Origin of the sequence: Rhizobium acaciae, from assembly GCF_025941625.1 — a bacterium.
GTDB classification, from domain to species: Bacteria; Pseudomonadota; Alphaproteobacteria; order Rhizobiales; family Rhizobiaceae; genus Rhizobium; species Rhizobium acaciae.
Genome location: NZ_JAPCZO010000017.1, coordinates 124,408 through 137,023, shown reverse-complemented (window position 1 = coordinate 137,023; position 12,616 = coordinate 124,408). Strand labels below are relative to the sequence as shown.

14 protein-coding genes are annotated in these 12,616 nt (G+C 60.0%); 9 read left to right on the top strand and 5 right to left on the bottom strand.

Features of this window, described 5'->3' with window-relative positions:
* The first annotated feature begins 76 nt into the window (after positions 1–76).
* From OLZ32_RS25700 to OLZ32_RS25685, 4 genes are all read left to right on the top strand, one after another.
* Positions 77–832, top strand: a complete 756-nt coding sequence (locus tag OLZ32_RS25700; protein ID WP_264423457.1) for an alpha/beta fold hydrolase — start codon at positions 77–79, stop codon at positions 830–832.
* Positions 833–1,059: 227 nt separating this feature from the next.
* Positions 1,060–1,860, top strand: coding sequence for a type 1 glutamine amidotransferase domain-containing protein (locus tag OLZ32_RS25695; RefSeq protein ID WP_018243942.1), 801 nt, complete (start codon positions 1,060–1,062; stop codon positions 1,858–1,860).
* A 115-nt stretch (positions 1,861–1,975) separates the two neighbouring features.
* Positions 1,976–2,275: a putative quinol monooxygenase gene (locus OLZ32_RS25690; protein ID WP_018243941.1), complete on the top strand. Its 300-nt coding sequence runs from the start codon at positions 1,976–1,978 to the stop codon at positions 2,273–2,275.
* A gap of 147 nt (positions 2,276–2,422) precedes the next feature.
* Positions 2,423–3,064, top strand: a complete 642-nt coding sequence (locus OLZ32_RS25685; protein WP_264423452.1) for a LysE family translocator — start codon at positions 2,423–2,425, stop codon at positions 3,062–3,064.
* 101 nt (positions 3,065–3,165) lie between these two features.
* On the opposite strand, the gene OLZ32_RS25680 is transcribed toward OLZ32_RS25685, so the two are convergent.
* Positions 3,166–3,597 (bottom strand): hypothetical protein, encoded by a 432-nt coding sequence (locus OLZ32_RS25680; protein WP_264423450.1) that lies wholly within the window; start codon positions 3,595–3,597, stop codon positions 3,166–3,168.
* Between the two features lie 229 nt (positions 3,598–3,826).
* Here OLZ32_RS25680 and OLZ32_RS25675 point away from each other — a divergent pair, with 229 nt between their 5' ends.
* The 4 genes from OLZ32_RS25675 (at position 3,827) to ppa (ending at position 9,384) form a co-directional block, all read left to right on the top strand.
* A complete protein-coding gene (locus OLZ32_RS25675; protein ID WP_264423448.1) occupies positions 3,827–5,914 on the top strand; it encodes a M3 family metallopeptidase in 2,088 nt (695 codons plus the stop codon).
* A 157-nt stretch (positions 5,915–6,071) separates the two neighbouring features.
* Positions 6,072–7,892 carry a translational GTPase TypA gene (gene typA / locus OLZ32_RS25670; protein WP_264423446.1) on the top strand — a complete coding sequence of 607 codons (1,821 nt, stop codon included), beginning with the start codon at positions 6,072–6,074 and terminating at the stop codon, positions 7,890–7,892.
* A 247-nt stretch (positions 7,893–8,139) separates the two neighbouring features.
* Complete coding sequence (locus OLZ32_RS25665) at positions 8,140–8,646, top strand: GNAT family N-acetyltransferase (RefSeq protein WP_003543622.1); 507 nt, start codon at positions 8,140–8,142, stop codon at positions 8,644–8,646.
* Positions 8,647–8,847: 201 nt separating this feature from the next.
* A complete protein-coding gene (gene ppa, locus OLZ32_RS25660) occupies positions 8,848–9,384 on the top strand; it encodes an inorganic diphosphatase (RefSeq protein ID WP_003543621.1) in 537 nt (178 codons plus the stop codon).
* 4 nt (positions 9,385–9,388) lie between these two features.
* On the opposite strand, the gene OLZ32_RS25655 is transcribed toward ppa, so the two are convergent.
* Both OLZ32_RS25655 and OLZ32_RS25650 read right to left on the bottom strand, forming a co-directional pair.
* The gene (locus OLZ32_RS25655; protein ID WP_017989701.1) at positions 9,389–9,700 is read right to left on the bottom strand and encodes a DUF167 domain-containing protein; all 312 of its coding nucleotides are present in this window, start codon (positions 9,698–9,700) and stop codon (positions 9,389–9,391) included.
* Positions 9,697–9,987: a YggT family protein gene (locus tag OLZ32_RS25650; RefSeq protein ID WP_003543619.1), complete on the bottom strand. Its 291-nt coding sequence runs from the start codon at positions 9,985–9,987 to the stop codon at positions 9,697–9,699. The genes OLZ32_RS25655 and OLZ32_RS25650 overlap by 4 nt, the downstream gene beginning before the upstream one ends.
* Before the next feature lie 139 nt (positions 9,988–10,126).
* Between OLZ32_RS25650 and OLZ32_RS25645 the strand changes: the two genes are divergently transcribed.
* Complete coding sequence (locus tag OLZ32_RS25645; RefSeq protein WP_003543618.1) at positions 10,127–11,377, top strand: MFS transporter; 1,251 nt, start codon at positions 10,127–10,129, stop codon at positions 11,375–11,377.
* A gap of 6 nt (positions 11,378–11,383) precedes the next feature.
* Here OLZ32_RS25645 and OLZ32_RS25640 read toward each other — a convergent pair whose 3' ends face one another.
* Complete coding sequence (locus tag OLZ32_RS25640; protein ID WP_264423443.1) at positions 11,384–12,148, bottom strand: glutamine amidotransferase; 765 nt, start codon at positions 12,146–12,148, stop codon at positions 11,384–11,386.
* Complete coding sequence (locus OLZ32_RS25635) at positions 12,126–12,611, bottom strand: tellurite resistance TerB family protein (RefSeq protein WP_017989697.1); 486 nt, start codon at positions 12,609–12,611, stop codon at positions 12,126–12,128. The genes OLZ32_RS25640 and OLZ32_RS25635 overlap by 23 nt, the downstream gene beginning before the upstream one ends.
* Positions 12,612–12,616 lie beyond the last annotated feature (5 nt).

Below are 12,616 nucleotides of genomic sequence, written 5' to 3'. Positions count from 1 at the left end.
AATTAATATGCGTCCGAGGCTGGGTTGGTCGATTATTCCCCGTGTCGCCATCGAGATCAATGATCGGAGAACTCGCATGTCCCGAAACCTTGGACTTATCTTCAGCGCCCTAGTGGCGTTCGCAAGCACATATCCCGCCGCGGTCGCTGCGGATCTCAAAGCCAAGACCGTTGTCCTTGTTCACGGCGCTTTCGCCGACGGATCGTCCTGGCAGAAAGTCATCCCTCTTCTGGAAAAGGCCGGATTGAAAGTTGTCGCCGTCCAAAATCCATTGGAGTCCCTGGAGAGCGACGTGGCCTTCACCAAGCGCGCGATCCGCGATGCCGAAGAACCCATCGTACTCGTCGGTCACTCGTGGGGCGGCGTAGTCATCACGGAAGCGGGTGATGACCAGAAGGTGAAATCCCTGGTCTACGTTGCCGCCTACGCGCCTGATGCCGGTCAATCGCTGGTCGATGTCGCCTCCAAATACCCTGACCAGGAAAGCCGGAAGACATTCGTCAAGGACGAGGATGGGTATCTGAAGATAAGCGATGACGGCATTTCCAGGTACTTCGCGGCCGGCCTCTCCCCGGACGAGCAGAGGCTCGTTGCCGTCGTGCAGGGACGTTTCCATGTGCGTGCCACCACCATGCCCGTCAGCCATGCCGCCTGGCGTGACAAACCGTCTTTCATGGTCGTGGCGACGCAGGACCAGATCATCGCTCCCCAGATGCAAAGGGATCAGGTGAAATCTGCAAAGGCGGAGATGATCGAAGTACCTTCCGGCCACGTGGCGATGCTCTCCCATCCCGAGGAGGTAGCGGATCTCATCGTGAAGGCGGCCCAATAGGTGGCAAGGGCGAGCACGCCTCTTTCGCTTGGGCGAAACAACTGAAATCCGGATCGACAGAGGCGAATAAGACGATGCCACCCCTCGTTATAGCCTTACGCTTCGAAGCGAAATGGATGCTTACGGAAGGCGGAGCCAAGGTGGCCTGCAGACATCCCTGAAGGGCTCTACCATCGTGACCATCCGCCGTACGGCACCAATTAACCACATCAAATAAGGAGGATTCTATGAGCAAGGGTAACGTTCTTGTCGTTGGGTCGAATGCCACCCGGATTGAAATTCAGGGCGGTGGAACTGGCCCAACCGGCCAATATCTCAACGAAACCGTGGTGCCAGCCATGGCTCTTGTTGCCGCCGGATACGAGATCGTGTTGGCAACGCCCGACGGCACCAAGCCGCACATCGATCCCGTGTCGGACGCGGCACAGCATTTTGACGGCGACGAAGCTGCTCACAAGCGCGGGCGCGCCTTCTTCGACGACCATCGGGCGATGAACGATATCAGGACATTGAGATCAGTCATCGAAGACGGGATCGATGGTTATGCCGGCGTCTTCGTACCCGGCGGTCAGGCACCGGCCGTCGATCTTATGCAGGATGCCGATCTCGGCGAGATCCTCCGCCGCTTTCATGCTCGCCGGAAGCCCACGGCCTTTCTTTGCCACGGGCCGATCGCCTCGCTTGCCGCACTGCCGCACGCAAAGGAATATCGGGCTGCCCTGATTGCAGGCGATGTTTCCGAAGCGTCTGAACTCGCCAGGGGCTGGCAGTATGCCGGTTATAAGATGACGGTGTTCTCCGCCAGTGAGGAGAAACCGATCGAAGAACAGGTCCTTCATGGCAAGCTCTATTTCAACATGCCAGACGCATTGCGCATGGCGGGTGGCGACGTCACGACGAACCCGGTCGACTTCTCCCCCCATGTGATAGAGGACCGCGAGCTGATCACAGGCCAAAATCCGCGATCGGATCATCCTCTTGCGGCGAAACTGGTCGAGGCCCTCAACCGGGTGACGGTTTCGGCGTGATCTGATGGAACACGGCATGGAAGGTGATGGCGTGCCTTCCATGCTGTTACCCCGGCCCGCAACGTCTCGTCCGCCCAAGCAAGTTACCTCGTGCATTCCAGCAGGAGCGTTCTGTATGACACAGTCGCCGACCAAGATCACAGCCATCCTGACAGCTCATCTCGGCAAGGCCGTCGAGTTACGAGCACTGCTTGTTGGCATGGCACCGCTTTGCCGGGCCGAACCCGGCAATCTGCGCTGGGATGTCTGGTGCGACCGGGCGCATGGCGAGCGATACGTGCTCGATGAACTCTATCTGGACGCCGCCGCCGTCGAGGTGCATCGCATGACACCCCATTATCAAGCCTATCTGGCCAAGATTCCCGAACTGGCAGAGAGAACGGCCTGGGTGCTGGAGGCGGTAGAGGTCGGATAGTTCCCAGCAACACGACAGCACCGCCGCGGGCCGAAAGCCGCCTCAGGTAGCGTTTGCTACCTGATCCCACTCTTCATGGCAGTGCACCACCCTTGACGGATGGCCGTGATCGCTTAGTCTGCGGTCATCATCCTCCGGAGCATTTCCATGACGCAGTCTTTGCTCTTCGGCGCCTTCCTGGCGGCGCTCTTTTACGTGCTCATTCCAGGCCCCGCCTTCCTGCAGCTGCTCGGCATCGGTGCCGGGCAGGGGCGCAAGGCCGGCGCCTTCTTCATGATGGGGCATCTGGTCGGGGATCTTATCTGGTCGTCGCTGGCGCTGATCGCGATCGTCGGCGCAAAGACGATCGGAACCTTCGTCTTCGACCTGCTCGGCCTTGCCTGTGGTTTCTACCTCGCCTGGATCGGCTGGAGCGCCGTCAATGCCAAGCCGAAAGCGGAGGGGCAGGCGCTGGTGGTGGTCGAGCGGCCGTTTCGCCGCGGTCTGATCTTCGGCGTCACCAATCCGAAGGGTTATCCGGTGGCGCTCGCCACCTTCACCGCACTCGTTGCTGGCTCGGCCGGCGCGCTCGATTTCGAGGCGTTGCCGGTGCTGCTCGTCGTGTCGTTCGTGGGTTTCGTGACGGCCGACGTCATCCTGATCGGCATCATCGGCGCCGGTACGGTGCGGCGCTTCTATCGCGCCCATGAGCGATTGATCGTGCGCTGCTCCGGCGTGCTTTTCATGGGATTTGCCGCTCAGGCGCTCTGGCACGCAACGCCCGGCCTGCTCGGCTGGCGCAAGGCCTGATTAAAGCGCGTCGCGCCAAACGTAAAACTGCGACGCGCTTGCTCTTGGATTTATGCATGTCGCCCAAAACCGCTGCGCACTTTTGGGCGACATGCGTGCGGTCAGGCATTCAGGAAGCTGACGATCGATTTCAGCGTCTGGACCTCATTGGGATCGCCGATCGACATGGCGATCTGCAGCTGGTTCTGGTAGTAATCGAGGAAATTGAAGCTGGTGCCGTCGGTGACGCTGGAGAGATCGATGATGTTGCCGAGCGGATCGATCGCATGCATCGGCAGCGGTTCGGAGATCGCGGCGTAGGTGTTCTGATCGATCAGGCCGCTGTCGAAACCCTGGCGTGCGTAATTGCGCAGTTCTCCAGGGCTGACCGCGGTGAAATCCGGGCCTTCGCCGCCATCGTCTTGGATCTGGAACGAGGCCGGGGCGGGAGCTCTGGTCTCGATTTGAATATCAGAGGTCTTCGAACTTTTTGCGTTATTAGGATTGTTTTTAAAAAGCAAACTCTGAGAAGACCGCACAGAAAAAATTTCCATGGCGCATGTCCCCTTACAAGAAGATCACCTGGAAACTAGCGCTTGCGCGTGATTCGCGTCAATCGTTAACGATTGGTTAATTTTTACGTATCAATTGTTGTCCACCAAATTTGACAGGCGCCCGCCAGATTTGCCAGGCGAGGCAAAAGGTCTCTCCCGGCAACATACCAATTCTATGGCCGCTCTCCTATATTGCCGATTCACTTGCATGCCAAAAAGGAATTCTCCGATGTCTTCTCCACATGATTTCAATCCGGCGCTGGTGACCTGGGACGGTCTTCACGGTCTGCCGCGTTTCGATGCCTTGAACGACGGCGATTTCGCTGCTGCCTTCGAAGCCGCACTTGCCGCACATGAAAGGGAGATCGACGAGATTGCCGGAAACGGCGATGCGCCGACATTCGACAATACGGTCGTGGCGCTGGAGATTGCCGGTGACGCACTGTCACGTGTCTCGTCGCTGTTCTGGAACAAGGCGGGCGCGCATACAAATGATGTGATCCAGGCGCTGGAGCGGGAGATTTCGCCGAAGATGTCGCGCCATTATTCGAAGATCGGGATGAATGCCGCGCTTTTTGCCCGCATCGACACGCTCTGGGAGGGCCGCGAGACGCTCGGGCTGACGCTCGAACAGACACGCGTGCTGGAACGCCACTGGAAAGGCTTCGTCAAATCGGGCGCCAAGCTTGAAAAGGCCGAGCAGGAAAAACTTGCGGCGATCAATGAAAAGCTTGCCGGCCTCGGGACGCAATTCGGCCAGAACGTGCTGGCCGACGAAAAGGCATGGGCGCTGGTCCTTTCTGACAGCGCCGAGCTCGAGGGCCTGCCGGAATTCCTTCGCGACGCGATGGCGGCAGCAGCGCGCGAACGCGGCGAGGAGGGCAAATATGCGGTGACGCTGTCACGCTCGATCATCGAGCCCTTCCTCACCTTCTCGGAGCGCCGCGATCTGCGCGAGCAGGCTTTCAAGGCGTGGGTGGCGCGCGGCGAAAATGAAGGGGAGACGGACAACCGCGCCGTCATCAAGGAAACGCTGGCGCTCCGCCATCAGGTGGCGACGCTGCTTGGCTACGGCAATTTCGCCGAGCTGAAGCTCGACAACACGATGGCGAAGACGGCGGATGCGGTGAATGGCCTGCTGAGGGCTGTCTGGGCGCGGGCGGTGAAACGCGCCGGCGAGGAGGAGATCGATATTGCGGCACTGATCGCCGAGGAAGGCCGGAACCACGAGGTAATGCCTTGGGACTGGCGCCACTATGCCGAAAAGATCCGCGCACGGAAGTTCGATTTCTCCGAGGCCGAGCTCAAGCCTTATCTGCAGCTCGAGAAGATCATCGAAGCCTGCTTCGACGTGGCCGGCCGGCTGTTCGGCATCCGGGCCGTCGAGAAGAAGGGTGTGGCCGCCTATCACCCTGACGTCAGGGTGTTCGAAATCAGGGACCGCGAGGACAAGCTCGTCGCGCTCTTCCTCGGCGATTATTTCGCCCGCAGCTCGAAACGATCAGGCGCCTGGATGAGCTCGCTGCAATCGCAGCACAGGCTGGAGCTGAAGAACGGCCGCCACGGCGAATTGCCGATCATCTATAATGTCTGCAACTTCGCCAAGCCGGCGGAAGGCAAGCCGGCGCTGCTGTCGCTCGATGATGCCCGCACGCTGTTCCACGAATTCGGCCATGCGCTGCACGGCATGCTTTCGAACGTCACCTATCCCTCGGTTGCGGGCACCGGCGTTTCGCGCGATTTCGTCGAGCTGCCGTCGCAGCTCTACGAGCACTGGCTGACCGTGCCCGCTATCCTGAAGTGCTATGCCGTGCATGTCGAAACCGGCGAGCCGATGCCGCAGGCCCTGCTCGACAAGGTGCTGGCAGCGCGCACCTTCAATGCCGGCTTCAATACCGTCGAGTTCACCTCGTCGGCGCTGGTCGACATGGCGTTTCACACCAGAACGACCGTCGAAGACCCGATGGCGGTGCAGGGCGAGGTGCTGGCCGAGATCGGTATGCCGAAGTCGATCGTCATGCGCCATGCGACGCCGCACTTCCAGCACATCTTCTCCGGCGGATATTCGGCCGGCTATTACTCCTACATGTGGTCGGAGGTTCTCGACGCCGACGCCTTTGCCGCCTTCGAGGAGACGGGAGACGCCTTCAACGGCGAGATGGCGCGCAAACTCAAGGATAATATCTATTCCGTCGGCGGTTCGGTCGATCCGGAAGACGCCTACAAGGCCTTCCGCGGCAAGCTGCCGAGCCCGGATGCGATGCTTGTCAAAAAGGGACTTTCGACCTTCGAGGAATTGACAGGCAGCGACGCCTAAGACAATTTGATGACACGCGATGATGCGGCGGGGCGACAGCCTTGCCGCAGCTTTTGCGCGTTCCCCCCTTTCGCAAACGCAAAAAAAACTGTATGGACGCCCCAAACTAATAGGCGCGCCCTCTAGAGCGTGCGCCCCAGCCTCAGAGATTTCACATATGGCACTTCGCAATATCGCGATCATCGCGCACGTTGACCATGGCAAAACGACCCTGGTGGATGAGCTTCTCAAGCAGTCCGGCTCGTTCCGCGAAAATCAGCGTGTCGCTGAACGCGTGATGGACTCGAACGATCTCGAAAAGGAACGCGGCATCACCATTCTCGCCAAGGCGACCTCGGTGGAATGGAAGGGTGTCCGCATCAACATCGTCGACACCCCCGGCCACGCCGACTTCGGCGGTGAAGTCGAGCGCATTCTCTCGATGGTGGATGGCGCGATCGTTCTCGTCGATGCGTCCGAAGGCCCGATGCCGCAGACCAAGTTCGTGGTCGGCAAGGCGCTGAAGGTCGGTCTTCGCCCAATCGTCGCGATCAACAAGATCGACCGTCCGGATGGCCGCCACGAAGAAGTCATCAACGAAGTCTTCGACCTCTTTGCAAACCTCGACGCGACCGACGAGCAGCTCGACTTCCCGATCCTCTACGGTTCGGGCCGCGACGGCTGGATGAACGTCAATCCGGAAGGTCCGAAGGATCAGGGTCTTACGCCGCTTCTCGACCTGGTGCTCAAGCATGTTCCGGAGCCGACCGTCCACGAAGGTCCGTTCACGATGATCGGCACGATCCTCGAGGCCAACCCCTTCCTCGGCCGCATCATCACCGGTCGTATCAATTCGGGTTCCATCAAGCCGAACCAGGCCGTGAAGGTTCTCCACGCAGACGGAAAGACGATCGAAACCGGCCGTATTTCCAAGATCCTCGCCTTCCGCGGCATCGAGCGCACGGCAATCGACGAAGCGCATCAGGGCGATATTATCGCGATTGCCGGCCTTTCCAAGGGCACGGTCGCCGACACCTTCTGCGATCCTTCGATCACAATACCGCTGCCGGCGCAGCCGATCGATCCGCCGACAGTCACCATGTCCTTCATCGTCAACGATAGCCCGCTGGCGGGCACCGAAGGCGACAAGGTGACGAGCCGCGTCATCCGCGACCGTCTCTTCAAGGAAGCGGAAGGCAACGTCGCCCTGAAGATCGAAGAAGCCGAAGGCAAGGATTCGTTCTACGTGTCCGGCCGCGGCGAACTTCAGCTCGCCGTTCTCATCGAAACCATGCGTCGCGAAGGCTTCGAGCTTGCCGTGTCGCGTCCGCGCGTCGTGATGCACAAGGATGAAAACGGCCAGCTTCTTGAGCCGGTCGAAGAAGTCGTCGTCGACGTCGACGAAGAACATTCCGGTGTCGTCGTGCAGAAGATGTCCGAGCGCAAGGCCGAAATGGTCGAGTTGCGTCCGTCGGGCGGCAACCGTCTCCGCCTGCGTTTCTACGCGCCGACCCGTGGCCTGATCGGCTACCAGTCGGAGCTGCTGACGGATACGCGCGGCACGGCGATCATGAACCGCCTGTTCCACGACTACCAGCCCTACAAGGGTGTGATCGGTGGCCGCGTCAACGGCGTGCTGCTCGCCAACGCTCCCGGCGAAGCCGTCGCCTATGCGATGTTCAACCTGGAAGATCGCGGCCCGATGATCATCGAGCCGGGCGAAAAGGTCTATGCCGGCATGATCATCGGCATCCATTCGCGCGACAACGACCTTGAAGTCAACGTCCTGAAGGGCAAGCAGCTCACCAACATCCGCGCCGCCGGCAAGGACGAAGCCGTGAAGCTGACGCCGCCGATCCGCATGACGCTTGATCGCGCGCTCTCCTGGATCCAGGATGACGAGCTGATGGAAGTGACACCGAAGAATATTCGTCTGCGCAAGATGTATCTCGACGCAAACGATCGCAAGCGTTTCGAAAAGACGAAGGCGGCGCTCTGAGCGCCATTCAAAGTGCTTCAGCGTCTTGGGTCTCTCGAAAAGAGGCGCGGCGCTGGAGAGAAATCCTTCAAAACCCCGGCCTTCGCGCCGGGGTTTTTTATTGTGCGCCGCGTCGATTCCATCTTGTGACAATCGTTAAAAAAGCGTTAACTTTTGATCGTCGTCCACATATCAAGTCTGTGGGCAATCGATCACAATGCCCCTGCGCATATGGTTAATTGCCCTCGGCGGGACCAGAGTAAACGTTATGAAGACGTTGTCGATCGATGTCCGGCGGGCCGAGCCGCAAGATGCCCGAGCCATATCGGAAACACACAGGCTTGCCTGGCAACACACCTATGCGGGCATCATTCCGCATCGCGCACTGACGCAGATGATCGAGCGGCGCGGCGAAAGCTGGTGGCGCAAGGCGACGCGCGGACCGGCGACGCTGCTGGTTCTCGATGTTGCCGGGACAGTCGCCGGCTATGCGACGCTCGGCCTCAACCGCGCCCGCGCTCTGCCGCAGGAAGGCGAGATTTACGAGCTTTATCTTCGGCCTGAGTATCAGGGCATCGGTCTTGGCAGGATGCTGTTCGGCGAGGCGCGCCGGCTCTTGAAGTCGCTCGGCTGCAACGGGCTGGTCGTCTGGTGCCTCGAGGATAACGAGACCGCCAGCCACTTCTACCGCAATCATGGCGGCGTCGATTTCTGCGAAGGCATGGAAAGTTTCGACCACAGGCAATTGAAGAAGATCGGCTTCATCTGGAGCTGAACGGCCATTCAAAGTGCCGCAACGTCCTTTGGCGTCTGAAAAGACGCGCGGCGTTGGAGTCGGCGTTCGCCTATCTCCTATTAGAAATTTTTGATGTGAATGTGGGTCGGTGCAGTCAAGCATTGGCGCTGCGCGATGTTGCGTTGCCACATGAAACTGATTATCTGGCTGCCAGCACATTCAACCTCGCGGGAGTTTCTTATGCGCATAGACGCCATTGCAATCGGTAATAATCCACCTGAAGACGTCAACGTTATCGTCGAGGTTCCGGTCGGCGGTCATCCCATCAAGTATGAGATGGACAAGGAAGCCGGCACGCTGGTGGTCGACCGTTTCCTCTATACGCCGATGACCTATCCGGGCAATTATGGTTTCGTGCCGCACACGCTGTCGGAAGACGGCGACCCGATCGACGTGCTGATCGCCAGCACCCGCCCGCTGGTTCCCGGCTGCGTCATCAATGTGCGCCCGATCGGCGTCCTGAAGATGGAAGACAATTCCGGCAAGGACGAGAAGATCATCGCCGTGCCGTCGCCGAAGCTGACGCTGCGCTATGAGAAGGTGAAGGACTACACCGATCTTCCCGAGATCACGCTGAAGCAGATCGAGCATTTCTTCGAGCACTACAAGGATCTGGAACCCGGCAAGTGGGTAAAGATCTTCGGCTGGGGCGATTCCAAGGAAGCCGGCGAACTCATCCTCGAAGCCGTCGAGCGCGCCAAGAACACGAAAGGCTGATTGTTCAGCCTAAAAATATCTCGAGCTTTTTTACCAAATCCTCCGGATCGCCGTCGATCCGGAGGATTTTTTTGCGCGCGGTCTCACCCGAGACGAGGCTGACGCTGGATTTGGGAATGCGCAGGGATTTTGCGATCAAAAGGATGAGCGCCTTGTTGGCCTTGCCTTTCTCGGGCACGGCAGTGACGCGTGCCTTCAGGAAAGCTTCACCCTCCCCGTCGGCCTCAACGCCGTCGAGAGCATCACGCCCGCCATTCGGCGTCAGCCGGACGGCGAGGCGAAGATGGTCACCGAAAAGGCTCCAGGGACGGCTCAAGCGACCAGCGGGTACAGCGTGGTCCAAAGCAGGGTGCGCAGGAAGAAGATGATCAGCAGCAGGATAATCGGCGAAATGTCGATGCCGCCAAGGTTCGGCAGCCGGCTGCGGATCGGCTTCAGCACCGGTTCGGTGACATTATAGAGGAATGTGCCGACCGAATTGACGAACTGATTGCTGGAATTGATAACATTGAAAGCATAGAGCCAGGAAAAAATGGCACTGGCAATCAGGATCCAGGTGTAAATATTCAAAGCCAAATCAATGGTTTGAAAAAGCGCAAACATCATCGTCTCCAATTCGTTGTTGACAGACATGTAGACATTGGCGACTAAACGGGCAAGTGCCGTGTGGAAACGCACGGTGAATCATGTTTAACGGGCGGCTTTGCAGCTCTTCCGGCGCCCGTCTCCTCGGAAAACCTCCATGTCGTTTTCGCCCACCGGAGACCGTTTTGCCGCGTTCCGGCATTCGTCCTACACGCGATTCTTCTTCGCGCGCTTCCTGCTTTCCTTCTCGCAGCAGATCGTCAGCGTCGCGGTCGGCTGGCAGATGTACGACCAGACGGGCAGCGCGATCTATCTCGGCTTGATCGGTCTCGTACAGTTCCTGCCGTCGCTGCTGCTCATCCTCGTCACCGGTTCGGTGGCCGACCGGTACAATCGCCGGGCGATCGCCGCCCTCTGCTCGCTGGTGAGCGCGCTCTGCACGCTGGCACTGCTTGTCATGACTTTGATGGGAAGCTTTACGCCGCTGCCTGTCTTCGCGGTGCTTTTGATCTTCGGCATCGAGCGCGCCTTCATGTCGCCGGCAGTGCAGTCGTTGGCGCCCAATCTCGTGCCGGAGGAGGCGCTCTCCAATGCGATCGCCTGGAATTCGTCGTCCTGGCAGCTCGCGGCAATCACCGGCCCGGTGCTCGGTGGCCTGCTCTACGGTGTCAGTGCGCCGACTGCCTATACGGTGGCGGTGATCTTTTCCGTGCTCGGTGCGGCCCTTCTCTATATGATCCCGAAACCGGTGCAGAAGACGACGGGCGAGACCAAGAGCTGGGCGATGATCCTCGGCGGCTTCAGTTTCATCCGCGCCGAAAAGGTGGTGCTCGGGGCGATCTCGCTCGATCTCTTCGCCGTGCTGCTCGGCGGGGCCACGGCGCTGATGCCGATTTTTGCGCGCGATATCCTCACCCTCGGTCCCTGGGGCCTCGGTCTGCTGCGCGCCGCACCGGGACTTGGCGCCATCGTCATGGCGATTTTCCTTGCCGCCTATCCGCTCAGACATCGCGCCGGCATCTACATGTTCATCGGCGTCGCCCTGTTCGGCATCGGAACGATCATCTTCGGCGTATCGACCAACACAGAGGTCTCGATCGCGGCGCTGGCGCTGATGGGAGCGGCCGACATGGTGTCGGTCTATGTGCGCGAGAGCCTGATTGCGCTCTGGACGCCGGATCAGTTGCGCGGCCGCGTCAATGCGGTCAACATGGTCTTCGTCGGCGCTTCGAACGAGCTTGGCGAATTCAGGGCGGGCACGATGGCAGCGCTCTTCGGCGCGGTGCCGGCGGTCGTCATCGGCGGGATCGGGACGCTTGTCGTGGCGGTGATCTGGGCGTCGAGTTTCCCCAAACTGCGTGGGATCGATACGCTCGACGCGCCCAGCGCATCGTCGGAATCGATTTGAGGAAGGCTACGCGCGAAGAGCGATAGAGGACGCCGCCTTCGCCGTCTTTCCCTCGAAGACGATGTCGAGAAATTCGGTCAGCCAGGCTTTCAGCGGCGCGTCGAACAGCATGCGGCCTTCGAGATGTTCGCGGCCCTGCTGGGCGTTCGGCAGGATGAAGCGATGGGCACCATGCACGACCCAGCGATGCATCATCACCCGGGTCAGTTCGGCATGGAACTGCAGCCCCCAGGCGTTGTCCTCGTAGCGGAAGGCCTGGTTCGGATAGGCATCGCCTTCGGCCAGCAGGTCGGCGCCGCGCGGCAGTTCGAAGCCCTCGCGGTGGAAATGATAGACCATCCTCGGCCAGTGCATCAGCAGGCGGCCCTTCTCGGTCGGGTGCAGCGGATACCAGCCGATCTCGGTCGAGCCATCGGCATTCGGCTGCACCTTGCCACCGAGATGATGCACCAGCATCTGCGCGCCGAGGCAGATGCCGAGGTAGGGGCGCTTTTCCCGGAGCGGAACGTTGATCCAGTCGATCTCCTTCTTGACGAAGTCATCGGGATCATTGGCGCTCATCGGCCCGCCGAAGACGACGGCGCCAGCATGGTCTTCAAGTGTTGTCGGAAGCGGCTGGCCCAGAACCGGGCGGCGGATATCGAGGCGGTAGCCCTTTTCGACGAGCAATTCGCCGACGCGGCCGGGGCTCGACCGTTCCTGATGCAGGACGATGAGGATCGGGCGGCCGTCGCGGTTCGGGTTTTGCTCAGTCGGTATCATCTTGCGCAACCTGGACGTCTGTCACCCTGGCGGCGGCCTCCTGCCGCTTCTGGATGCGCTCGCGCGAGGAGACGCCGAGCAGATCGGCGATACGCCAGATCACATGGTCTTCCATCTCGCTGCGTTCGCCATCGGCATAGACGATGTCCCAGAGGACGCCGATCAGTTCGAGGCGTTGCTCGGTATTGAGATGACGTTTCAGGTCGGCGGTAAATCGATAATAGTCGACGGCGGAGCTTTCGGCCTCGAGGCCGGCGGCCATCAGAGCATCGAGCTGCTTGCCGTCGAGCGCATACTGCTCCTTCAGGAGCTTGCGCAGCCGTTTCTTCTCGCTGGCTTTGATCTGGCCGTCGGCCTCCATGACCTGCATGCAGAGCGCTGCCACTGCGATGCGCGGATCATCAGGGGCAAAACCCTTCTTCGGGTGGTCGGCGGTGAGATTCTGGAAGAATGCCTGAAAGCGTTCGAACATACGGT

Bases quoted from the DNA above. Each gene is read 5' to 3' on its own strand.
- OLZ32_RS25650 (WP_003543619.1), bottom strand. From the start codon at position 9,987: ATGTTTGCGCTTTTTCAAACCATTGATTTGGCTTTGAATATTTACACC.
- OLZ32_RS25685 (WP_264423452.1), top strand. From the start codon at position 2,423: ATGACGCAGTCTTTGCTCTTCGGCGCCTTCCTGGCGGCGCTCTTTTAC.
- ppa (WP_003543621.1), top strand. From the start codon at position 8,848: ATGCGCATAGACGCCATTGCAATCGGTAATAATCCACCTGAAGACGTC.
- OLZ32_RS25635 (WP_017989697.1), bottom strand. From the start codon at position 12,611: ATGTTCGAACGCTTTCAGGCATTCTTCCAGAATCTCACCGCCGACCAC.
- typA (WP_264423446.1), top strand. From the start codon at position 6,072: ATGGCACTTCGCAATATCGCGATCATCGCGCACGTTGACCATGGCAAA.
- OLZ32_RS25695 (WP_018243942.1), top strand. From the start codon at position 1,060: ATGAGCAAGGGTAACGTTCTTGTCGTTGGGTCGAATGCCACCCGGATT.
- OLZ32_RS25665 (WP_003543622.1), top strand. From the start codon at position 8,140: ATGAAGACGTTGTCGATCGATGTCCGGCGGGCCGAGCCGCAAGATGCC.
- OLZ32_RS25675 (WP_264423448.1), top strand. From the start codon at position 3,827: ATGTCTTCTCCACATGATTTCAATCCGGCGCTGGTGACCTGGGACGGT.
- OLZ32_RS25700 (WP_264423457.1), top strand. From the start codon at position 77: ATGTCCCGAAACCTTGGACTTATCTTCAGCGCCCTAGTGGCGTTCGCA.
- OLZ32_RS25645 (WP_003543618.1), top strand. From the start codon at position 10,127: ATGTCGTTTTCGCCCACCGGAGACCGTTTTGCCGCGTTCCGGCATTCG.
- OLZ32_RS25690 (WP_018243941.1), top strand. From the start codon at position 1,976: ATGACACAGTCGCCGACCAAGATCACAGCCATCCTGACAGCTCATCTC.
- OLZ32_RS25680 (WP_264423450.1), bottom strand. From the start codon at position 3,597: ATGGAAATTTTTTCTGTGCGGTCTTCTCAGAGTTTGCTTTTTAAAAAC.